The 22735-nt window shown below is 66.4% G+C and carries 20 protein-coding genes, 1 pseudogene and 1 riboswitch; of the genes and pseudogenes, 11 read left to right on the forward strand and 10 right to left on the reverse strand.

The window, feature by feature from the left end:
* Positions 1–96 precede the first annotated feature (96 nt).
* A riboswitch (cobalamin riboswitch) is annotated at positions 97–314 on the forward strand.
* A 123-nt stretch (positions 315–437) separates the two neighbouring features.
* The 5 genes and pseudogenes from AMK58_RS31605 to AMK58_RS27910 form a co-directional block, all read left to right on the forward strand.
* Positions 438–965 (forward strand): annotated as a pseudogene (locus AMK58_RS31605) (ABC transporter ATP-binding protein); the annotation flags it as partial.
* A gap of 343 nt (positions 966–1308) precedes the next feature.
* Positions 1309–2283, forward strand: a complete 975-nt coding sequence (locus AMK58_RS27895; protein WP_059399748.1) for an ABC transporter substrate-binding protein — start codon at positions 1309–1311, stop codon at positions 2281–2283.
* A complete protein-coding gene (locus AMK58_RS27900) occupies positions 2280–3308 on the forward strand; it encodes a FecCD family ABC transporter permease (RefSeq protein ID WP_059399749.1) in 1029 nt (342 codons plus the stop codon). The genes AMK58_RS27895 and AMK58_RS27900 overlap by 4 nt, the downstream gene beginning before the upstream one ends.
* A gap of 14 nt (positions 3309–3322) precedes the next feature.
* Positions 3323–4108, forward strand: coding sequence for a (2Fe-2S) ferredoxin domain-containing protein (locus tag AMK58_RS27905; protein WP_059399750.1), 786 nt, complete (start codon positions 3323–3325; stop codon positions 4106–4108).
* A 151-nt stretch (positions 4109–4259) separates the two neighbouring features.
* Positions 4260–6413 (forward strand): TonB-dependent receptor, encoded by a 2154-nt coding sequence (locus AMK58_RS27910; RefSeq protein WP_035683753.1) that lies wholly within the window; start codon positions 4260–4262, stop codon positions 6411–6413.
* 320 nt (positions 6414–6733) lie between these two features.
* Here the strand turns inward: AMK58_RS27910 and nikR are convergent, their stop codons facing one another.
* Positions 6734–7216 carry a nickel-responsive transcriptional regulator NikR gene (gene nikR / locus AMK58_RS27915; protein WP_059399809.1) on the reverse strand — a complete coding sequence of 161 codons (483 nt, stop codon included), beginning with the start codon at positions 7214–7216 and terminating at the stop codon, positions 6734–6736.
* Positions 7217–7426: 210 nt separating this feature from the next.
* Between nikR and AMK58_RS27920 the strand changes: the two genes are divergently transcribed.
* Positions 7427–7912 carry an ABC transporter substrate-binding protein gene (locus AMK58_RS27920; protein WP_059399751.1) on the forward strand — a complete coding sequence of 162 codons (486 nt, stop codon included), beginning with the start codon at positions 7427–7429 and terminating at the stop codon, positions 7910–7912.
* On the opposite strand, the gene AMK58_RS27925 is transcribed toward AMK58_RS27920, so the two are convergent.
* From AMK58_RS27925 to AMK58_RS31025, 6 genes are all read right to left on the reverse strand, one after another.
* On the reverse strand, positions 7883–9283 hold the full coding sequence (locus tag AMK58_RS27925; protein WP_059399752.1) for an ISKra4 family transposase: 1401 nt from the start codon (positions 9281–9283) through the stop codon (positions 7883–7885). The two genes, AMK58_RS27920 and AMK58_RS27925, sit on opposite strands and share 30 nt — an antisense overlap.
* Positions 9284–9617: 334 nt before the next feature.
* Positions 9618–10313, reverse strand: coding sequence for a plasmid pRiA4b ORF-3 family protein (locus AMK58_RS27930; RefSeq protein ID WP_059399753.1), 696 nt, complete (start codon positions 10311–10313; stop codon positions 9618–9620).
* A 53-nt stretch (positions 10314–10366) separates the two neighbouring features.
* Entirely contained in the window at positions 10367–10801 is a 435-nt protein-coding gene (locus AMK58_RS27935; protein WP_059399754.1) for a helix-turn-helix domain-containing protein, read from the reverse strand.
* A 60-nt stretch (positions 10802–10861) separates the two neighbouring features.
* Positions 10862–11293, reverse strand: a complete 432-nt coding sequence (locus AMK58_RS27940; RefSeq protein ID WP_051140123.1) for a hypothetical protein — start codon at positions 11291–11293, stop codon at positions 10862–10864.
* 140 nt (positions 11294–11433) lie between these two features.
* A protein-coding gene (locus tag AMK58_RS27945; protein ID WP_109111641.1) for an IS3 family transposase occupies positions 11434–12572 on the reverse strand; the annotation gives its coding sequence in 2 pieces (ribosomal slippage) (positions 11434–12317 and positions 12317–12572; 1140 coding nt in all).
* 63 nt (positions 12573–12635) lie between these two features.
* Complete coding sequence (locus tag AMK58_RS31025) at positions 12636–13031, reverse strand: hypothetical protein (RefSeq protein WP_035671909.1); 396 nt, start codon at positions 13029–13031, stop codon at positions 12636–12638.
* A 231-nt stretch (positions 13032–13262) separates the two neighbouring features.
* Between AMK58_RS31025 and AMK58_RS30745 the strand changes: the two genes are divergently transcribed.
* The 3 genes from AMK58_RS30745 to AMK58_RS27975 all read left to right on the forward strand — a co-directional run bounded on the left by AMK58_RS30745 (position 13263) and on the right by AMK58_RS27975 (position 16043).
* Entirely contained in the window at positions 13263–14561 is a 1299-nt protein-coding gene (locus AMK58_RS30745; protein WP_158283101.1) for an SH3 domain-containing protein, read from the forward strand.
* Positions 14558–15442 carry a hypothetical protein gene (locus AMK58_RS27970; protein WP_146206565.1) on the forward strand — a complete coding sequence of 295 codons (885 nt, stop codon included), beginning with the start codon at positions 14558–14560 and terminating at the stop codon, positions 15440–15442. Before AMK58_RS30745 ends, AMK58_RS27970 begins: the two co-directional genes overlap by 4 nt.
* A 94-nt stretch (positions 15443–15536) precedes the next feature.
* A complete protein-coding gene (locus AMK58_RS27975; RefSeq protein WP_146206564.1) occupies positions 15537–16043 on the forward strand; it encodes a hypothetical protein in 507 nt (168 codons plus the stop codon).
* Between the two features lie 444 nt (positions 16044–16487).
* Here the strand turns inward: AMK58_RS27975 and AMK58_RS27980 are convergent, their stop codons facing one another.
* Genes AMK58_RS27980 through AMK58_RS27990 form a run of 3 tightly spaced genes read right to left on the reverse strand, consistent with a single transcriptional unit; the run spans position 16488 to position 19952 of the window.
* Positions 16488–16745 (reverse strand): tyrosine-type recombinase/integrase, encoded by a 258-nt coding sequence (locus tag AMK58_RS27980; protein WP_059399757.1) that lies wholly within the window; start codon positions 16743–16745, stop codon positions 16488–16490.
* Entirely contained in the window at positions 16699–17805 is a 1107-nt protein-coding gene (locus AMK58_RS31610; RefSeq protein ID WP_059399758.1) for a tyrosine-type recombinase/integrase, read from the reverse strand. Before AMK58_RS31610 ends, AMK58_RS27980 begins: the two co-directional genes overlap by 47 nt.
* Before the next feature lie 59 nt (positions 17806–17864).
* Positions 17865–19952 (reverse strand): KAP family P-loop NTPase fold protein, encoded by a 2088-nt coding sequence (locus AMK58_RS27990; protein ID WP_158283147.1) that lies wholly within the window; start codon positions 19950–19952, stop codon positions 17865–17867.
* 158 nt (positions 19953–20110) lie between these two features.
* On the opposite strand from AMK58_RS27990, the gene AMK58_RS27995 reads away from it, so the two are divergent.
* Complete coding sequence (locus tag AMK58_RS27995; RefSeq protein WP_199228249.1) at positions 20111–21811, forward strand: Mu transposase C-terminal domain-containing protein; 1701 nt, start codon at positions 20111–20113, stop codon at positions 21809–21811.
* Positions 21808–22734, forward strand: a complete 927-nt coding sequence (locus tag AMK58_RS28000; RefSeq protein WP_174436159.1) for a TniB family NTP-binding protein — start codon at positions 21808–21810, stop codon at positions 22732–22734. The genes AMK58_RS27995 and AMK58_RS28000 overlap by 4 nt, the downstream gene beginning before the upstream one ends.
* The last annotated feature ends 1 nt before the right edge of the window (position 22735 follow it).

Genomic DNA, 22735 nt, shown 5'->3' on the forward strand with positions numbered 1-22735 from the left:
CATCGGGCCGGTGCACGCAGGCTTCCGTCATCGGCGAACCGGCTTTCTCCCAAAGTCTTTCGTTCACGAAGCTTGACCGACGTGCTGCGGTCGCCCATGAATGGTCCCGGTTCTGGTTCTTCCGGCGATCTTCGCCGGAAGCTAAGAGGGAACCCGGTGAGCCGCGTCCCGCGGCGAGGCCGGGGCTGCCCCCGCAACTGTGAGCGGTGAGCCGTTCCGTCGTTATCCGCCACTGGCGCCTCCGGCGCTGGGAAGGCCGGACGGAGCGGCGGCGACCCGCAAGCCAGGAGACCTGCCAGCACCACAACGAAACGTCCTCGGGCGGGGTGTCCCGGTGGAGCGCTTGCCGTGCGCGTGGCCGAAGTCCGTTCCGGATGCGGCGTGTGTTCCGCAAGACGTCCGCCTGCTCTCCCTGCCCGCAATCGCAGGAAGCAAGGATGGCGCAGCCGCCTGTTCAGACGACGCCTCTTCCGACCGCGCCCGCCTTGTCGGGATCACGGCTCGTCCGCGCGCAGTCCAGTCCGGCCATCGAGGTCGAGGGGCTGCACTGCCGTCTGGGCAATCGCACCGTGCTGTCGGACATCGGCTTTGCCGTTCCGGATGGTGCCTTCCTCGGCATCCTAGGGCCGAACGGGTCCGGCAAGACCACGCTGCTGCGCTGCCTCGCCGGGTTGCAGGCCCCTTCGGCGGGACGCATCCGCGTCGAGGGCGACGATCCGCAAACCTTGCGTCCGGCAAAGCTTGCCCGCCGGCTGGCGCTTCAGGCGCAGGATGCCGCCGCTGCGCTGGGCTTCACCGTGCGCGACGTGGTCGCCATGGGGCGGCTGGTCCATCGCCGCTCCGCGTTCGCCGGGGCCGGTGCCGACGACCGGGACATCGTCGAGGATGCGTTGTCCCGGCTGGATCTGCACGCCTTGGCAGAGCGGCCGGTCGAGCACCTGTCGGGTGGGGAGCGCCAGCGGGTCATGATCGCCCGCGCCCTGGCGCAGCGTCCGCGCATCCTTCTGCTCGACGAACCGACCAATCATCTGGACGTCCACCACCGCTTCGCCGTGCTCGACCTCGTGCGCGCGCTCGGCATCACGGTGGTGGCGACTCTGCACGACATTGAACTGGCGGCGCGCTGGTGCGACCGGGTCCTGCTGATGAAGGACGGGTGCATCCACGCCGACGCCGTGCCGGAGAAGGCCCTGACTCCAGAGCGATTGACCGCCGTCTACCGCGTCGCCGCCAAGGTGGACCGCCGCCCCGGCGACGGCCGTCTGCGCATCGACCTGTCCCCCTTAGCGACCGCGGATCGGTCCGCCCATGATCCCGTTTTGCCTCCGCGGCCTCGCCCCGATTCTCGCCCTGGCGACCGGGATCGGCGGCGCCCATGCCCAGGACCATCCGGTCGAGGTCGCCAACTGCTTCGAGACGGCCCGCTTCGCCGCACCTCCCAAGCGCCCGATGGTGCACGACACCAACATGACTCAGACCATGCTGGACCTCGGGCTGGCGGACCGGCTGGTCGCCGTCTCCGGAATCGAGGGGGCCGAGCACCGGCTGATCGCGCCGCCCGGCGTGGTGGAAGCTCTGCCCCGGCTGCCCGACCGGTCCCCGAGCCTGGAGGCGGTGCTGTCCGCCGATCCCGACTTCCTGTTCGCGGGCTGGAGCTACGGCTTCAGCGAGGCGCGCGGTCTTACCCCGGCCCGGCTGGCGGAGATGGGGGTCGCCACCTACACGCTGCGGGAAAGCTGCATCCGCATCGGTCCCCGCGAGCCGATCGGCATGGACACGCTCTACGCCGACCTGCTGGCGCTCGGAAACATCTTCGGCATCGCGGAGCGCGCCGAGGCCATGGTGGCCGATTTCCGCCGCCGCGTCGCCGCGGTGACCGACCGCACCGGCACGATCGCGGACCGGCCCCGCGTGATGTATTGCGACCACTGCCACACCGACGGCGCGCCGGTGTCGGTGGGGCGCGAGGGGATGACCAGCCTGCTGATGGAGCTGGCCGGCGGACGCAACATCTTCGACGACATTCCCAACAGCTACGTCCGGGTCAGTTGGGAGGAGATGGTGCGGCGCGACCCGCAATGGATCATCGTCAGCGACCACCGCGTCCCCGCCGAGGCCGCCATCCGCCACCTGACCGCCGCCCCGCAACTGGCCGACGTCGAGGCGGTGCGCAAGCGCCAATTCATCGTGCTGACCTACGCCGAGCAGACGCCCTCCACCCGCAACGTCGAAGCGCTGGAACGGATGGCGCGGACGCTCCACCCGGAGCGCTTCGCTCCATGAGCCGGTCACGCCTGCTGCACCTGTCCCTGGCGCTGGCCGCCGCTGTGGTCCTGTCCACGGTCGCCGCCGTCGGCTTCGGCGCCGCCGCCATTCCCATCCCCAAGGTCTGGGCGGTGATCGCGCACGAGCTGTGGCCGTCGCTGGCCCCGCCTGCCGACGCCAGCCGGGCCGAGCGCAACATCGTCTGGGAATTGCGTCTGCCGCGCGTGCTGCTGGGCGCCTTGGCGGGGGCCGGATTGGCGGCGGTGGGCGCCGTGCTCCAGGTCGTGACGCGCAACCCGCTGGCCGACCCCTACCTGTTCGGCGTATCGGCGGGCGCCTCGGTGGGGGCGGTGCTGGTGATCCTGTATGCCGGGACGGTCGCGGGGACCATCGGCCTGCCGGCTGCCGCCTTCCTGGGCGCGCTCGCCGCCATGCTGGCCGTCTTCGCGGCGGCGCGCGAGCGTGACGGGGTGGTGACCAGCGAGCGGCTGGTCCTGACCGGAGTCGCGGTCGCCTTCATCCTGAGCGCCGTCACCAACGCCCTGATCGTCACGGGGACGGATCGCGGCGCCGATTCCGCGCTGTTCTGGATGATGGGCGGCTTCGGCACCGCGCGCTGGAGCGTCCTGCCCATTCCCGCCGGGCTGACCGTCGCCGGGCTGGTGTGGCTGTGGCTGCGCGCCGAGACCATCAACACCCTGGCGCTGGGCGACGACGCGGCCCGCTCGCTCGGCACCGACCCGGACCGCCTGCGGCTGGAGCTGTTCGTGGTCACCGCGCTGATGACCGGCGCGCTGGTGTCGGCCTGCGGCGGCATCGGCTTCGTCGGGCTGGTCCTGCCCCACATCGCCCGGATGCTGGTGGGCGGCCATCTGCGGGCGCTGCTGCCGGTGGCGGCGCTGGGTGGCGCGCTGCTTCTCCTGTGGGTGGACGTCGCCGCCCGCAGCCTGTTCGCCCCGCGCGAGATTCCCGTCGGCGTCGTCACGGCGCTCGTCGGCGGCGCCTTCTTCCTGTGGCTCATGCGCCGCCGTCCGGCGGCGTGACGGAGGACTGTGCCGTGACCTCGCCCCAACCCGCGCCCGCGCGTGCCATCGTGCTCTACGGACGCGCGTCCTTCGACCATGGGCAGAATTTGAAGGCGCTCGCGGCGTCCCTTGCCGACCTCCACACTGCGCGCGACGCGACGGTGACGGTGAGGACCGCCTACGCCGACCTGTCCGGCCCCGCCCTGCCGGCGGTGCTTGCGGACCTGGAACGGGCGGGCGCGACCGAAGCGCTGGTGATCCCCAGCATGGTGCCCGCCGACCCCAGCCTGTCGGCGTGGTTGCCGGGCGCGCTCAGCCACTGGGCCGGCACGCAGGGCTCCCGAATGACGGTCCGTCTGGCGCCGCCGGTGGAAAGCGCGCTGGACCTGCCCGCCGCCCTCGACCGCATCGCCGCTGGTCCGGCGGAAGCGCTGGCCGACGTCCGCGAGACGGACCCCAGCCTGGGCAAGCCCGGCTGGTCGACCATCCCCGAGCATGGCCGGCAGCTCTTCGTCTGCGTCGGCGCACGCTGCCTGCACCGCGGAGCCGACGCGCTGTATCAGCGTCTGCGCGAGACGATGAAAGGTCACCGCGCCCTGAACGCCGGCCCGCACCGGGTGATGTGTGCGCGGACGAGTTGCCTCTACCCCTGCAACCGCGGCCCGTTGCTGGTCGTCCAGCCCGATGCGGTCTGGTACGGCGACCTGACGCCGGAGCGGATCGACCGCATCGTCCATGGCCATCTGCTGACCGGTCACCCGTCCACGGAGGATGTCCTGCATCGCAACCCGCCGCCGGAGGAGCCGGCCATGGGCTGACGCCGCCTGACCGTCCGCCCGCCTCCCGGTCGCTGACACCGCGCCGGTCCGGCCCGATCACCTGAATCCCCTTTCATCCGGCCACCGCGGAACGCGCCCGTTCCGCGGAACGCCGCCGCTCGTCCTGAAGCAACCCTGTCGGAGAGTATCCATGTCCGCGTTTCCCGCCCGCCTCGAACGCCTCCGCTCAAGGTCCCTGGCGCCATTGCTCCTGCTGTCGGCCTCCTTCGGTCCGGGCGCGGCCCTCGCGGAGGACGCCGAAGCGCCGGTGACGCTGCCTCCCGTCACCGTCACCGGTGAGCGTCCGGCCTCCGCCGGGCTTGCGCTCGACGTTCCAAACAGCGGGGGCAGCCGCTTAGGCCTTACCCCCCTGGAAACGCCGGCCAGCGTCGAGGTGATCTCCGGCCAGACCATCCGCGACCGTGGGCAGACCAGCGTGACCGAGGCCGTCACGCAGAACGCCACCGGCTTCACCTCGCTGGCGGCACCCGGCAACGGCGGCTCGTCGCTGGCGACGCGCGGCTTCTCCGGCCACGGCTCTGTGATGCAGCTCCACGACGGCACGCGGCTCTATGTCGGATCGGGCACCGTCACCTTCCCCTTCGACACCTGGTCGACGGAGCGCATCGAGGTGCTGCGCGGCCCGGCCTCCGTCCTCTACGGCGAGGGGGCGATCGGCGGCGTCGTCAACGTGGTGCCCAAGCGTCCGACCACCGATGTCCGCAACGAAGCCATGGTCGCCATCGGCACCGATGCCCAGCGCCGGGCCGCCTTCGGCAGCGGCGGGCCGCTGAGCGAGACGCTGTCCTACCGCCTCGACGTGAGCGGCAACCGGTCCAACGGCTGGGTCGACCGGGGTGACACGAAGAACCTCGCACTGTCCGGGGCGGTGACGTTCCGAGCCACGCCGGACGTCTCCGTCACCCTCTCCAACGATTACGGCGACCAGCAGCCGCAGGAGTATTTCGGGACGCCGCTCATCAATGGCGACCTCGACCGGGCGCTGCGGCACCGCAATTTCAACGTGGGCGACAGCGCGATCCGCTACCGTGACAACTGGACCCAGCTCAAGGCCGAATGGACGGTGTCCGACGCGCTCACCCTGCGCAACACCGCCTATCACCTGACCAGCCACCGGCATTGGAAGAACGTGGAGAGCTACGCCTGGAACGCCACAACACGGCGGGTCAACCGCAGCAGCTACATCGAGATCTATCATGACCAGCGGCAGGTCGGCGACCGCTTCGACGCGACGTGGCGCAGCCGCCTGTTCGGCATGAAGAACGAGCTGGTCGGCGGCTTCGACGTCAACCGCATCAACTTCCAGAACAGCAGCAACTCGCCCTATGGCGGGACCAGCAGCGTCGATCCCTTCGACCCGTCGCCCGGCCTGTTCGTCAACCTCGCCGGCACGAGGCCGCGGCTGCGGTCGAAGACCGACCAGTACGCGCTGTTCCTTGAGGATCGCCTGTCGGTGACCGACCAGCTGGCATTGGTCGGCGGGTTGCGTTACGACGCGCCGTCGATCCACCGCGAGGACCCCGTCGCCGGCACCAGCTTCGACAAGGATTTTCACGCCACCATTTGGCGGGCCGGCACGGTCTACGAGGTGGTTCCCGGCCTCGCCCTTTACGGACAGTACGCCACGGCGGTCGATCCGGTCGGCAACCTGATCTCGCTGTCACCGGCCCAGAAGGACTTCGATCTGTCCACCGGCCGTCAGATCGAGGTCGGCGTCAAGCAGTCCTTCCTGGAGGGACGCGGCGAATGGACACTCGCCGCCTACCACATCGTCAAGGATAAGCTGCTCACCACCGACCCCAATCAGCCGGGGGTCACCATCCAGGTCGGCCAGCAGTCGTCGCGGGGATTGGAGGCGTCGCTGTCGCTCGGCCTGTGGGAGGGGGTGCGGGTGGACGTGAACGGCGCGCTGCTGCGGGCGAAGTACGACGACTTCTCCCAGACGGTGTCGGGCCGTGCGGTGTCCTACGCCGGCAACGTGCCGACCGGCGTGCCGGAGCGCACTGCCAACGCCTGGGCGAGTTGGGCCTTCATGCCGGGCTGGGAAGCGCGGGCGGGCGTGCAATATGTCGGCAAGACCTACGCCGATGCCGCCAACACCACCGTCCGGCCCGCCTACACGGTGGTCAACGCCGGTCTGGACTACCGCCCGACCGCCAACACCAAGCTCAGCCTGCGCGCCTTCAACCTGTTCGACGAGGTCTACGCGGTGAGCGGCGGAACGACGAGCTGGGTGCTGGGCCGTCCGCGCTCCGCCGAATTGGCCTTCTCCATGACGTTCTGACGGTTTGACCGATCAATGGCGCTTTCTGCCACCTGCACGGTCCGGGGCGGCGAACCGTGCAGGGGGCGTCCTTTTCAACAACGCTTGGCGGTCATGTGGTCGCCCTGGGAGCCATGCTTGCCTATCGGTCATGACAATGTCCTTGAGGTGATGCAGTGGAAGGGCCCTCCGCCGTCACTTCAGATTGGACTACCGACTGTATCCTCGAATCCATCAACACCATCCTGTCCGCCCAGATCGCAGCCCGCCATGTTCCTCGCACCAAGGCCGCCATGGCGGTGTGCTTCAAATCGAAGGGACACCGACGATCCCGGCGCGGTTCACTCCGGCTCGTCGTCGTGCGGATGATGGTGATGGCCGGATGGGCCGGGCCGTCCGCTGGCGGTGGACTCCCCATCCTCATCCCGCACCGGAATGACGACCGCCCGACCGTGGCGCACGCCGCGTTCGGCGATCACCCGCTCCGCCATGCCGCGCACCGCCGCGCCGTCGCCCTTGAGAACCGAAACCTCCATGCAACTGCCATGGTCCAGATGGACATGCAGCGTGGTCAGCGACAGTTCGTGATGCTCATGGAAGGTGGTGACCAGCCGCTTCGACAAATCCCGTGCCGCGTGGTCGTAGACATAGACCAGCGCCGCCACACAGGGGCCAGTCTCACCCTCCGCCGATGCGGCCTCGGCCAGCCCACTGCGGGCAAGATCGCGGATCGCTTCCGACCGTCCCTGGTAGCCGCGCCGCTCCACCAGCCGGTCGATCTCGGCCAGCAGATCGTCGTCCAGCGTGATCGTCACCCGTTGCATGCCGCCTCCCACCATGCCGCCTGCGACGCAAAGTCCGCTCTTCGAAAGTATGACGAATCCCAATAGACATCATACAGAACCGGTCCTATCGTCGCCCGATCGACCATAGGGCCAGTCACGCCGGCCGTCCACCGGACAACCGGCGGGCGGGCACGCCCGCAGCGGCCATGCTGCGGGTCCCGGGTGGAGTCGGACGGAACGGGGAATGCGATGGCGAGGCTGCGGACGGGGCTTGTCAGGACGGCGGCGGCTATTTTCCTGACGGCGGTGGCGATGGCCGGAGGGCACGCGTCGGCCAGCCCCAAGGGCACGCTGACCTATTCCTGGACCGGAAACGTCGGGCCGCTCGACCCCCACCGCTACTCCCCCAACCAGATGTTCGCCCAGGCCATGGTCTATGAGCCGCTGGTGCGCTACCGCGAGGGCGGCGCCATCGAGCCCTGGCTCGCCACCGCCTGGACGGTGTCGCCGGACGGCCGGACCTATGATTTCACCCTGCGCGAGGGTGTCGTTTTCTCCGACGGTTCGCCCTTCGACGCGGCAGCGGTCAAGGCGAACTTCGACGCCGTCCTCGCCGACCGCGCCAGGCACGACTGGCTGGAGCTGATCGCGCAGATCCGCGAGGTCTCGGTGCTCGACGGGAGAGCATGCAGAAGTGTGGTACGGTCAGGCGGCGTTCATGGTGATCGGGGCTGAGGAGGCGTTGGCGGCCATGGCCGGGTACCACGCCGTGAAGGTCTCGCGCAGGGTGCCGTCGAGGGTCCGGGTGCGGATCTGCACCAGCCGATGGGCGCCGACCTTCGTCCATTGCATCTGCTGCTTTTTGGCGAAGCGCTTGTCGACCACGACGTTGACGGTGGATTCCACGAAGGCGGTGGAGATCGCCTCGTCATTGCGCCGACGCTCGCCGTAGTGCGGGATGATGGAGCGGTTGTTCCGGATGTAAGTGGCGAACTCGGTCGTTGCCTTGGCGAAACGGGCCAGGTTGGGGTAGCCGCTCTCCAACTCGGCGAGATCCTCGGCCAGATCCTCGATCCGGATCAACGCCTCGCGGGCGTCGCCGTGCCACAGCCGCCACTTGATGCGCTCCAGGCGGGTCTGGATCGCCTCCGCCTCCTCGGCGTTGTGATGCGCCAAGCCTTTGGCGTACTGCCCGAGCACCGTCAGTGGCATCGTAACGTGAAACCAGTCAAGGTAATGCTCGGTGCACGGGGCATAGCCGTCCACCAGGGTATGGAGATTGTCACCGCCGTCGGTCAGGAAGACCAGATCCTGGTTCATCTGCAGGCCCTGGCTGCGCAACACCTCGAAAATCCGCCGCCGGGGCCGGTCGTCGACCGTGTGGACGCCGCCGAAATAGCGCTCGCCCCGATCGGCGGGCACCGACTTGCCGACGATCACCTCAAAGCTGTTCTTCTTGTCGTCCCAGTTGCGGACATGGCCGCCATCGAGGCCGACGATGATCGGCCCCTCCGGGATCGGCAACTCCTTCCAGTCGGCCGGGCACCCGTCGATGAAACCGACCTGTTCGGCCCCGAGATCGGCGTCGCAGCGCTCGGCGACCTTGTGCAGGTGATTGCGGATGGTCGAGGCATTGGCCGTCGTGCCGATCGGCAGCACGTCCTTCAGCAGGTCGGCGGTCAGCCCATAGGATACCAGAGACGCCCACTTGCTCTCCAGGTAGAGCAATTCCGGGGCGGTGTGCTCGGTGATCAGCCCGGTCAGCGGGCTGAAGGTCTTGTTGGCGGCGCCATGGCAGCGGCACTGGACAAAGCGCGGGCTGGACACCCGGAGGACACCGAAGGCGGTGCGGTAAACAAGGGTGCCGTTTCCCTTGCTGCGCCGCCGTCGTCCGCAAACCGGACAGGCCCGATGGCGGACCACGTAGTCGGCGGCCTGTGCCGTGACCAGGCGGGTCTGGACGCCGGTCAGCAGGGTCTTGGCCTCGGCGAGCGACAGGCCGACCGCGGCCAGTTCCTCGGCCGTTCGGTCGAGATGGAGGACGGCCTCGTCGGTGAGGACGGTGCCGTCGTCACCGACGAGGCGAAGGTGGAGTTCGACGCGCATGACCGTCTTCCCTGGGGGTTTTCCAGAATGTCCAGAGAGGAAAACCAGCGGAGCCGAACGCCTCTCGGAAAGCTTCAGACTCGCGCGGCGTCGGCCTATTCTGCAAGCCGGTTTGTTCTTCCTTTTTATCGGAGCAAACTCATGGCGGGGTACATCGTTTCTCGGCCATGACGACATCGCCACCACCCGGATCTACGCCGACACCAGTGCGGCGACGCTGCGGTACAAGTTCGACCAGATCACCGCTCCCGGCGGCCGGGCGCTGGTGCAGGCCATCGCTGCCAGCCAGGGAGCGCCGGCCGCGGCCTTCGGCCGATTTGCGGAATGCTCCTCCTCAGAAGTGCTGGTGCATGAGAACATGATGCTCGTCCTGCCGGAATCGCTGGTTCACCGCGCGCCGGGAGAAATCGTCGGCGAGAAACGGTTGGCGGGCTTTGGCGCGATCCAGCGCTTCTTCCAATTCCCAGCGCGTGTCCGGGTCATCCCGAAGACCGGTCTGCGTGTCGAGCACCACCGCCTCGACCAGACGCGCGATCGTGGCGATGTCATCCAGAGCGTCGAAGCCGATGGCTTCCCGGCGCCGGTCCGCATAGCCTTCTGGTCCACCGCAGTCCTCCGGTGGACAGGCGTGGCCACCGGCGATGCAGACCGGGTAGAAGCGCCCCGGCTCGGGCTCCCGACGATCCTCGACCCGAACCTCATGCCGCCAGAGCGCGGTCATGTCGTAATCGTAGGTGAATTTGGCCCCCTTGCGGAACCGGAAGGCATCCAAGGGGACCCGTGGCGACGAGACGCCCAGTTCGAACGAGCCGTAATGGACGGCATGGATCCGGAACCGGTAGAGGTGAATCCCCTCCCAGCCCATGGCCACTTGAAGGACGCCGTGCAGTTCTTCAAGGGTGAACGCGGCCGGCACCAGAAGCCGTCGCCAGACCATCGGGCTGACGTCCAGGAGGCGGACCTTGACCTGAAGGATCGAACCGCTCGACGGCTCGGACGATGGGTTTTTGGCAGGAGGCCGACGGGGCATCAGGAGGTCCGTTTTCCAGAAGCTCCGACCCTACACCCCCCGAATCCGCCGATCTACCCGACCGCCCCACACTTCTGCATGCTCTCCTTGATCTTGAACAGCCCAGGACCGGCGCCGACGATGGTGTGATCGCGGCTCATCAAGTGGCGGCGCGCCTGATCGACGATTCCATCAGACACCGGTGCCTTGACGGACGCGGCGCGACGCATCCGCCCGCCACTCCATGCGGTCCAGCAAGCGTCGATGCGCAAGCGGCGCCTCCCGCCTGTTCGGCGCTCGACCTTAATGGTGCCGTCGTCTTCGAGGCTTTGCAGGAAACGCACGACCGGGGTTTCGCCGCAACCGACGACGTCCGCAAGCGTCGCCACACCGGGACAAGGTCGCTCGTCCCGGGCGACGGACCGTAGATAGTCCAGCAGCAGCGCCTTGTCGGCGGCGGACAGCACCCTGATCCTCGGTGTCGAGTGCCGTGCCGGTTGATCGTCCATGGTACGCCTCGCTTCTCATTCGTGGCTTGTCTTCGGTGGCGCGCCCCTGCGGCAGGGAAATCAGGCATCCGGCCGCGGCGTGGGCTCGCCATGACGTGCGGCAAGCCGGGCCAGGGCGCCAAGACAGATGGTCACCGCCGCGGCATGCGCCGCCTGCGCGACGGCATGCTCCGCGTCCGTGAACCCCTCTTCCGGTGCTGATCCGAAGTGGACGCGCGCCGCCTCGATGTCTGGACGCGGAGCTGCGCGCAATGCGGCGAACAGCGAGCGGACGGACTGGAGCATCTGCGCGCGGGTCATCCAGACGCCGGCCGAAGGCGTCGCGCGCAACGTCGCGGAGAAGGCCTGGGCTGATTCCATGATCGCTTGAAGAAGCGCACCGTCGCCGACGTCCGGCGCCCGCCCCACGCCGAGTTCATCAACCGCCGCCTGGATCTCGGCAGGCATGGCCCGGCCCATTTGAAGAAGGAAGCTGAGGATTTCGGCCACCACGGGATTGGCGTCCGGTGGATGACTCGCACCAGGGCCCGGAGCGTGCTCGTAAGGGACCTGGAAGGCGTTCGGGGATGCGTGAGATGGTCCCCGTTTCCCGGACAGATTTGCGGCTTTGCTAAGCTTGGTTCAGGTCCGTGTCATGCCGCCAATCTGATGGGGTCCGGTGTGCCCTGGTAGGCCTCCTCCGGGGTTCTGCCGCCGAGCGCGGAGTGCGGACGGTCCATGTTGTAGTAATGGATCCACCGGCCGATCCCGGCCCTCGCCTCGCTGCCGGTCTCGAAGGCGTGGAGGTAGACGCACTCGTATTTCATCGATCGCCACAGCCGCTCGATGAAGACGTTGTCCATCCACCGGCCGCGCCCGTCCATCGATACCCGGATGCCGGCCGCGGTCAAGAGGCCAGTGAAACGCGGACTGGTGAACTGGCTGCCCTGATCGGTGTTGAAGATGTCCGGTCGGCCGTGCCGCGCCATCGCCTCCTCCACCGCCTCGATGCAGAACTCGACGTCCATGGTGTTCGACAGCCGCCAGCTCAGGACCTTGCGCGTCGCCCAATCCATCACCGCCACCAGGTACAGGAAGCCCCGGCGCATCGGAAGGTAGGTGATGTCAGCGCACCAGACCTGGTTGGGTCGGTCGATGGTCAGGTCGCGCAGCAAGTACGGCCAAATCTTGTGCTCGGGGTGCCGCACCGTCGTCTTCGGACGCTGGTAGACCGCTCGCAGCCCCATCCGCGCCATCAGGCGGCGAACCCGCTTGCGGTTGACCTCATGGCCGTGCCGGCGCAGATGCCGGGTCATCTGCCGGCTGCCGTACCAGGGCGTTTCCAGGAACTGCTCGTCGATCCGCCGCATCACCTCCAGGTTTGCGGCCGGTTCGCCCTTGGCCGGCCCGTAGTAGCTGGACCGGCTGATGGAAACCAACGTGCACTGCCGGGTGATCGACAGGCTCAGATGCTCCGGTTTGATCAGCTCCCGCCTCCGGCCGACGCTCATCGTCCGGAGGCCTTGCGCAAAAAATCCCGCTCCACCACCAACTGCCCGATCATCGCGTGGAGCTTTTCCACCTCCCCCTGATGGCTGGTTTCGGCGGCTTCCGCCTTGCCGGAGAACACACCAGCCATCCCCTCCACCGCCTGCTTCTTCCACGCGTTGATCAGCGTCTGATGCACTCCGTGCTTGGACACCAACTGCGACACCGTCAACTCGCCTCGGATCGCCTCCAGTGCCACCTTCGCCTTGAACTCCGCCGAATACCGCTTCCGCTTCCCCGTCATCGGGTCCGTCCTTCTTCCTGGGCGAACCAAGCTTAGCGAACTGTCCGGGAAACGGGGACCATCTCAGTGGTCAGGGTTGAGGTTGACCAGCCGCGCCGTCTCACCGTCGAAATGAACATGTTTGAGATAGAACTGCTCCGTGTCATCCTCGCCCTCACACGCGGCGATGACGATCCTCCCCTCCAGGTCGAGCATCGCCATCCCGTCGGCCCAGGCGCCGGCAATGACCGAATGTCCGTCCAAGGCCTGTGGTTCGGCGCTGATGCCAACCTCGAACACGCAAGCATCGACCGGCAGACCGATGGCATCGTCGCTGTCCAATTCCGCGATATCGTCGGCTACACCGGGCGCCCCAAGGACAATCCGGGAACGCCAGATCACCCTCGTCAGGGCTTTCAATTCCGCACTTCCACGGGGAATGCGGATCGGCGCGACCGGCCGGTCCACCGTCTGCGACATGGCCGCGAGACTGACGACCGGAGCCTGAGGGTACCCTCGCTGCCATCAGGATCATGCTGCACCGCCTCGTCCACCCAAACCGCAGGCGCCTGCCTTCACCGGACTTCTGAAACGGTCTCTCACCGATCGCCTGCCCTCGCCAACTGGACAAAGTCCAGCTCAAAAACGGGTTGCCCATTGCGGCTTCGTCTGAGAAAATGCCCTGAAATTTCAGGCGATGGGATAGAGAAGATGTTGAAATCTTTCAATGCTCATCCGGTTTTCGCGGGCGCGATACTGTTGCTGGCGTCGGGGCCATTATGCGCCGGCGATCTTGTAACGATTATGGCTGGCGAAGTTCGTGACGGGCCGAGCGCAGCAGCGCGCAAAATTGAAACTTTGCCGGTCGGTACGCGCCTTATCGAAGTCTCTCGCTCAAACAATCAGGCGTGGGTCCAGGTCGCTCGCAATGGCAAGACCATCGGCTTCGTTGCCGTCGGACAAGTGCGAGCCGAGAATTCGGCCCGACAGTCCTCTGCTGCGGGCCTTGATGGCCTGTTGATCGGGGCGCAGGCTGAAGCCAATCAAGCCAAGGAGGCGCGGCTCCAGCAGGCCGAGCGAGATCGCTTGGCGGCCGAAGAGCGGCGGCGTCAGGAGGTGGAGGCGGAAGCTGCGAAAGAGGCGGCCTTCCGCGCGCGTCGTGCGCGATACAATGCGGAATTGGCTGAGATGCTGGCCGACAATGATGACGGCACCAACGATGGCAACCGCATCATGATGAATTCGCTCAATCGAATTCAGAGCAACACCCAGCGCTCCCTTCAACAGATCGAACAAAGCAACCGTTTGGCGCAACAGGCTGAGCGGCGGCAACAGCAATTGGAACAGGAGCGACGCCGGGACGACCAGGACAGAGCACGCCGTCAAGCCGACGCGAACATCGCAGCCCAACGTGCGCACTGCACAAGTTCCGGCGGTGCCTGGACATCGGAACGCTGCACCTTGACGCCTTCGGGTAGCCTGCGTTCTGGAATCGGGCGAGGCATCGGCACTGCGTCGCCGGTGCCTGATACGGCATCGACGGCAATCGCTGGCTATGTTCCTCCGCCGGCGCGCTATCAGTTGCCGAGCGCCCCGGCCCCCGTCGTTGCAAAACCGCCTGCAACGGCTCGCGAGCCTGAAAAAATCCAGATGATCGAGGCATTGGCCTATTGTTACGACCTCTCCAAATCTTCTGGAGGGGGCAAGACGGGCTGGATTTGCGACGGCCCAACCCAGAGGTTGTCTGTTTCCGAGCCCAGTCTTGCAAGGGCCTTGGAACTGTCGGGATGCCAGAGGCCCGACCCTTATAGCCGGGCAAACGGATACAAGGACGGCAACATCCATTTCTGCGAAATCGGGCTGCAGAGCTATCACGTCGACATCTCGAAGAAGTACCCGCTGACAAGCGGCATCCTGACAAGTCGGGAACGCTACACCTGCCTGAAAAACAACACGACCGGATGCGGACGGGGCAACGCCTTGGGTATCGTCCAGGGGGCCGGGTGGTGAGCGTGATGCATCTTGCCGTTCCTGGCTTTTTGGCCGCCGCATTGCTGGTCAATGCGCCGTCCTTCGCCCAGGCTCTCTCGTTCGACCAGCTTGCCGATCGGTTGCGCTCCGCCATCATCGCGGACAACCAACGCCAAGTGCTGAGCGTGATCGAACAGATCAAGGCAACGGGCCAGCCGGCGGGCAATGAGATTCTGTTCTTCGAGGGGCAGGCGCGTTATCGCACCGGCGACACGAGCAACGCCTTTCCGGTGCTGGTGCGATATGTGAACGCGGTCGGGCAGAACGGCGTGAATTATCCCGCCGCCATCCAGATGCTGGATGCGATGGAAGCGAAGAACGCTCCCTATCGCAACCAGATGGTTCAGATCATCGAAGGCCTGATCGCCGCCGAGAACGCCACGGGCGCGCGCCAGCGTTTGAGCGAGGCGCAGCAGCGTCTGCCGGGCGATCAAACGCTGGCGACGTTCGAGCCGCGCATCGCCAAACTGGAAGCCGATGCGCAGCGCCTTCGCCCGCGGCGGGAGCGTGATCTGGCGGTGCAGCAGGCGGCGCTGGAAACCTGCAAGGCGGACTTCCAGAGGACCAGCTCCATCGGCACCATCGTCGATGTGAAACTGGACTGGGCCTTTGCGGTCGTCCAGTTCTCCGGGGCCGTCGAACCTGGTCCAATGGAGGTTGTGACCGCGGATGGCCCGGTGATCACAGCGAAACCGGGTAAGGTGACCGGCCCCAATCAGCTATCGATTTCGGTCGGTAAGGAGATTGCACAGGTCCAGGTCGGTCAGACGGTGCGCCGCACCTATGTCGCGGGGGAAACTCCCGCCTGCGCCGATGCGGAACGGATGGTCAAGCAATTGCGGCAGCAACTTGGTCTCTGAGAGCCCGCTGTTGTGGCCCGGATGGAGCGCCTCATCACTGCCTTCAGGGCGCAGGAAACGTAAAAATCGGATAGTAACCGAGGCGGTGTGGACTTTGGAAGAAGTGGACGGTCTGGCAATGATTACAACCCATAAGCGGGCTAGCGGTTTAACCATCATCTGTGCCGTTCTTGGTTTGTCTGGGTGCGTTACCTCGCAGTCATCAATATCTGGAGAAATAACCAACATTCCCCCTGACAACCAGATGGTCGCGGCCCTTCCGGTTGACTCGGCAATCGAACTGGTGAACGCCGAAGCCACGAATTACCCGGTGGACGCCACTCGGTGCGAGGCAACAACCGAAGGATTGCACTTGCTTAAAGAATTATGGCGATCACGAACCTTGGTGGATTACAGCAGACTTGGTGTGGTCGCCTACGAGGATATGAAGGATGGGAAGCGCGAGTATTCCGTCTTTGTTGCGATGATTGACGATGTGGATACGAACTGCTTCGTCCTGAGAGTGCACCAGAACGGCGGTCATCGTGACCCGGCCATAGCCAAGCGCATGGAGCGAAGCGTTACAGCGCTCAAGTCCCTTGGAGTTCAATCAAAATATTAATTCCGAATTATTGGGGTGATTGGCACGGTCATGTCAAGGCACAATCTGGAGAAATTCTGTAAATGATACCGGATTTTGTTATGGCGGCCGCTGCCTGGATGCGGCACATCCTTGGCGCGTTCGGCCAACATCATCGCTATGAGTAGGCGATGGGGATCTTCGGGTGGTCGGGAGTCCGGGGTGACCAGCCACGCGCGCGGCGAGGCTGGTGTGATCGAACTGCCACTGGATTTCAGCCGGGGCTAACCTCGATCTACACCCACCGGGGTGGCCGATCGGCCATCACGGCACATCGTGACGGACGGGGATCGTCACGGCCGGCTGGAAGAAAGGAATGCTGGAGCGCGGCGGAGCTCACGTTTCTGCTGCGTTCTCACATCCCGGAGACTTTGCGCACTTTCGTGTCGTGGCCTCTACCCTGCAGGTCCCATCTTGAATGGGCAATCAGGTGTCAGCCGCTCCTCGCGCCCGACGCACCTGGGCCACGGCTCCCCGCGTCGCGCGCAGACGCTCCGTGTAGCGCGCCGGCATCTGTGGCGATTTCCAGCGTCCGGCCTGCATCAGCCCGGCAAGGTCGACGCCGGCGGCCAGCAGGTCCTGGGCGGCACCGACGCGCAGACTGTGCCCGGTGAAGCCGGCGGCGAGCGGGTCGGCGTTAGCGGCCCGTTCCGCCACCACCCGCCGCACCGCCGCCGGGCTCATCCGTTCGCCGTAGCCGCGCCGGGCGAGGCTGCGGAAGAGGAACGTTCCGGCCCCGGTGGGGGTGCCGGTGGCCGGATCGACCGCCGCCTCGATGGCGCCACGCCACGCGGCGAGCGCCGCCATCGCGTCGGCCGACAGCCAAGCCGGCGCCCTCGCCGGCCTGGTCGGTCTTGGAACGGCGGATCAGGATCGTCCCCTCGCCGGGCCCGGCCATGGGGTCGTCGGAATCGACGGGCTCCAGGTCTTCCCAGCGCAGCGCCACCAGCTCGTCGGCCCGGGCGAGGGTATCGCGCCCGACCAGCAGCAGCGCGCGGTCCCGAAGGTCGCGCAGCGGGAGCGCGGCGCTGTCGGCGGTGGATAGCCGGTCGAGGATGGCGGCCAGCTCGGCGTCGCCGAGCGGCCGGGCCTGCCGCTGGCGGGCGCCCTGCTCCTGGCGGTGCGCCTTGCGGGCGAGCTGGACCCGCCAGTGGTCACAGGGGTTGGCGGCGCCGGCGGCGCGGTGCAGGGTGGCGATCGAGCCGAGGTAGCGGGCGACCGTTGCCGGCCGGCGGCTGGCCCCCAGGTCGTCGACGAACGCCTGCACGGTTTCCGGCGCCGCCGGCAGCCAGGGCAGGGAGCGCGCCGCGCACCAAGCGGCGAACACCCGGGCGTCGGCGCGCAGCGCGCGCAGCGTCGCCGGGGCCATCGCGCGTTGCGCCAGGGCGAGATAGTCGTCCAGGCGCCCGAGGATGGCCTCGTCCGGTGGGACCGGCGCCGCCGCGACGGCCGTCCCGGTACCGGGCGCCGCGCAGGGATTGGCGAAGCCGGCGGCGGCGTGCCACCACACCAGGGAGCTGCGGTAACGGCGCAGCGTGCTAGCCTTGCGGCCAGCGGCGCGGGCGGCAGCAAGGAAGGCCTGCACGGTCGCCGGTGACGCCGGCAGCGCGACTTGGTTGGCCTGGGCGCACCAGCGCACGAAGGTCCGCCCGTCACCGAGCAGCGCCCGGCGCGTCGCCGGGGCCATGCGTCCGGCGATGGCGGCGCGCAGACGCTCGACATCGGCGGCGCTCAGCGTGGGCACATGTGCGAATGGGACCGCAATCGTCGGAGCGGTTGGAAGGATAGCGGCTTCGATTGCCATCAACGCGCGACCCAGTGGAGAGCCCGGGTCCGGGCCGTCCAGGCTTGCTTACACCAACCAGTATCGTTGTCTGCAATCGCCGTCAGACGATCCAGGAACAAGGCCGCATCCAGATAATGGTTCAAGCGGGCAAAAAGAAGATGGCCATATCCATAGAACAAGAGGGTGACGGCGCGGAGCGCATCATTGTCAGCCAAGATCTGTTCCGTCAAGCTCTTGCGACAGTCCTCGTTCCAGCGATTAAGGTTATTAGCAAGGAATAACGGCTCCGGTGTGCCGATCACCGATAGCAGGGTTCCGACCTGCTGATATGCTACCAAGGCGTCGACCAATCTACTGGACAGGCCCTCGACAGTCTCGGAAGGAAGCCACGCCCCGGCAACATCTTCTTTCTGTTCCCCATAAAGGCCATGCGAGGAGACATGACAGCGAAGCACCATTGCCACCGCATCCAGGTGGCCAGCTTCTATCAAAGAATTCAGAGTGCGCAGTCCGAGATCAAAAGGAACACGCCAACGCAAGACCGCGCAGCGCAGAAAACCGTCAAACCATTGGCATCGGGTATAGTTATCCCCAGTGCGGCAATAGTCGATCAAATCGATATCCCGTGGGACACGGCCGAGTACCCACAGGAGGCTTTCGACATTGGGGGTTGCAATGTCCCCATAAATGTCCCGCAACCGCTCAAGGAACGAGTCGAGGGTCTGTTCAGCGTGGCGAATCCGAAGCTGTGTCAGCATGGCCTCATCGCTGAGTGAAAGAAAAGCGATGATTTCTGAACGAGCTACCGCGCCAGGTAGCAGGCCGAGGCGCAGCACCGTCATCAGCGGCTGGCGCCGATGAAAGCCATCGACGGTTTCCGCCAACTCTGTATCCGATCCAAGCATCCGAGGAAATAGCAGGGTCAGCAGATTGGCCAGTGGCGTCGTGGGGGTAGCCCCTAAACGGGCCAACCGCTCGGCAACTGCTCTACTGCCTGCTTCCCGAAACGCCGTGAAACCTTGGTTGGACTCTTGGTGCTCCATGATACGACTCAGCACCAAGCTTGGTTGTTGCCGGATCGCATCAACCGTGGCTGGAGCCTTGGTCAACAGGATGCAATAGCCGAGCAGATCCAGCCAATCGACCTCGCCGGCGACCATTGGCGCCAGCACCGCGTACATGCCGCAGACCCGCCGACTGTCGCGCGGCGTGGTCAGAAGGCCGTCGATGGCGATGGCCAGGAGGCGCCTCCAGCGTGGATCGGAGTGCCAGCCATCCGGCAGGACACCGGCCGGCACCGCGCCTTCGAACTCCGCGGTGAAGAGGCCCCGCGTTTCGGAATCCACAGCGATGGGCAGGGGAATCTCCAGTTGCACGATCTTTTCCAGGTAGGCGCCACCCCGCTCTGCATTGCCGCCGCCGAGGGCCTCGACCACCCGGTCGCGGTCGTAGGCGAGGAGGTAGGAAATGCCAGGGAAGTCGGCGATGGCACGCACGAGCTGGGCGACGGCACGAACCTCGGGGTCCTCGACGCGATCGAGCTCGTCGATCAGCACGACGATCGGCACCTCTACGCCGGCAAGACTGGTGATGAGATCGGTACGCTGTGCGGCCAGGCTCTCGGGGTGATCGAGCGCGTCACCGACGGCCTTCAGCGCCTCGCGCAAGCCGGGAATGGGCAAACCGAGCCACGCCGTGGCGGGGGCGAGGTTGGCGGCGTACTTGGTCAGCCGACCGGTGAGCCGGGTCGCGACCTTACCAACTTGCGGGTTGTTGGTGCCGACCTCTTGGATCTGCCGGATCAGTTCGGCGAAGAACTGGGTGATGACGTCGTCGCGGCCGGACACCAGCCAGGGGTCGAAGCGCACCACCACCGCGGTTGGATGCCGCCGCGTGATCTCGGCAGCAAGCAGGTTGAGCAGGGAGGACTTGCCGCTGCCCCAAGGGCCGGTGAGGCCGACCACGACGCCGCTGGCCCGGGCGACCGTCCCGCCGTCGACGGCCTCCTCGCGGACCAGGGCGCGGGCGAGGCGCGACACGAAGCCGTCGCGCCCGAGGCGGTCGTCGGCGGGATCGGCGATCGGGCGGTCGGGGCGGTGGCTCACGGGGCGGCCTCGGGCGGGGAAAACGGCGCCGCCCACGCTAGCTGTCGGTTCTCCGGGATTGGTGGACTCAGGTTCAAGCAATTTCAAGCCGTCCGCGTTTCCAGGATCGGTGGAAAATAAACCAGGATCACCGGATTGATGTCCAGGATCACCGGACGATGTCGATACAGAACGTCGTCACGGTGGCGGTCATGCCGCAGAGCAAAGCCGATCATCAATCGGCCACTGACGAGGAATGGCACGAGGCGGAGCGCCGGGAGCGCGTCGTCCGGCCCCTGGCAGAGCGCCAGCGTTTGACGCGGGCGGAGGTTGCCGATGCCGCTGCCATATTGGGGCTTAAGCGGAGCCGCATCTACGCGCTTGTGGCGCTCTATCGCGAGAAACCGGTGACGAGCTCCCTGATTCCGCCCAAGCCGGGCCCGGCGCGCGGATTTCGCTTCCTGGCGCCGGAGATCGAGACTGTCATCGAGGCGGCAATCCGCGACTACTACATGACCCGCCAGCATCCGACGATGGCCGCGTTGCGGCGGCACATCGAGCACGAGTGCCAGGCACGGGGCCTTTCGACGCCATCAATCAAGGCCTTGCGAGTCCGCGTTGATCGGCAGGGCCGAAAGGCCCTGGTGAAAGCGCGGGAGGGGCCAAAAGCGGCTCGCGACGAGTTCCGCCCCGTCTTCGGAGAATACGTTTCGGATCACGCGCTTCACGTCGTCCAGATCGACCACACGCGGGTCGATGTGATCGTCGTCGATGAGATGTACCGCCTTCCCCTCGGGCGGCCTTGGCTGACGTTGATCATCGACATCGCGAGCCGAATGGTCGTCGGCTTCTATCTGACCTTGGAGGCGCCGTCGGCGATCTCCGTCGCCATGGCCATGCGGCAGGCCGTGCTGCCGAAGACAGACTGGCTGGCGGAACGCGGCGTGACGGCTCCCTGGCCAGTTGCGGGGCTCCCGGAGATCCTGCACATGGACAACGGCAAGGAGTTTCATTCGAAGGCCCTGGAGCGGGGCTGCCGGGAGTATGGCATCGAGCAACAGTACCGTCCGCCGGCGACGCCGCGCTTCGGAGGCCACATTGAGCGGCTGATCGGGACGATGATGGGCGCCGTCCATCTCCTGCCGGGAACCACCTTCTCGAACATTGACGAGAAGGGCGAGTACGACCCGGAGAAGACGGCGGTGATGACGCTGCCGGAGTTGGAAACGTGGCTGGCCATTCAAATCGTGGGGGTCTACCACGCCAGCATTCACAGCGGCCTTCAGCTTCCGCCGATGACGGCGTGGGAGGACGCCGTTGCCCGGCGGCCCACCCCGGTGCGTCATCCGGCCGACCCGGAGCGATTCCTGTTCGATTTCCTGCCGTTCGAGAAACGGAAGGTGACGCGGGAGGGCATCCGGATGTTCAACATCCACTACTGGGACAGCATTCTGAGCGTATGGGCCGGACAATCGGAATGCCGGATGCCGGTCAAGTACGACCCACGCGACTTGTCGCGGGTGTTTCTCCAAGCTCCGGATGGGAAGCACTGGCCGATCCGCTACCGCGATCTGCGCCGACCGCGCATCACACGGTGGGAGCACCTCGAGGCGACGCGGGTGCTGCGGGAACGGGGGCGCCGGTCAGTGGACGAGGCGATGATCTTCGATGCGGTCGAGGCCCAGCGGATACTGGTTGCCGAGGCCGCGGCACGAACCAAAGCCGCCCGACAAACGATGCAACGCACCGCATATGCACTCGCCGGATCTGAGACGGCGAGCATGGCGCCGGAGCACACGGAGCCGTCAGCCGCGCCCGCCGACGACGGCCCGCCGACGGATCGGCCCCTGTTGCCCTACGATGTGGAGGAGTGGTCATGAGCGAGGGGTTCGAACACCTTCATCCGGCCTATCGCGAATACGCGTGCCTGGCTGACCATGAACGCATCGAATGGATCCGGGCCGACCGCTGGATCAACCATCGGAAGGCGGAAGCGGCGCTCGGCAAGCTCGACGACCTGCTCACCTACCCGAAGCGGGACCGCATGCCGTGCCTGCTGCTGTTCGGCGACATCGGCATGGGGAAGACCAAGATCATCCGCAAGTTCGTGCGGGATCACCCAGCGGTCTTCAACGAGGGAACGGGGGTGACGACCATGCCGGTGGTCGCGTTCCAGATGCCGACGCAGCCGGATGAGGGGGATTTCTACGACGAGTTGCTGACCGCGCTCGGCGTGCCGCAGCGGCGATCGGGAACGGTGCGTGGCGCCCGCAACCTGTGCCGGCGTCTATTGGGTGAGATGAACGCCCGGATGCTGGTCATCGACGAGGTGCATGCCATGCTGGCCGGCACGTACCGTCAACAACGGATTTTCCTGAACACGCTGCGGTTCCTGACCAATGATCTGCGCATCCCCCTGGTCTGCGTCGGCACCGACGAGGCCCGGATGGCGTTGCTGACCGATCAGCAACTCGCCGACCGGTTCGATGCGTTGGAGCTGACGCACTGGCGGGACGATCAGGCATTCCGCGACCTGCTCGCCAGCCTTGCGGCAATTCTGCCGTTGCGGCAACGTTCGCCCCTCAGTAGCGCGTCTGTCAGCCGGCGCGTGCTGTCGATGACGGATGGGATCACGGTGCGCGTCTTCCGGCTGATCGAGACCGTGGCGATCGCGGCGATCCGGAGCGGTCGGGAGATGATCGATGAAGAGAGTTTCACCGCCGACGATCTGGTGCTTCCGCTGGTTTCCATGACCGTCAAGGCGCAACGCGGCTTGGGACGGAAGGCTTCGGCGGCGGTGTAGG

The organism is Azospirillum brasilense (assembly GCF_001315015.1).
Taxonomy (GTDB): domain Bacteria; phylum Pseudomonadota; class Alphaproteobacteria; order Azospirillales; family Azospirillaceae; genus Azospirillum; species Azospirillum brasilense.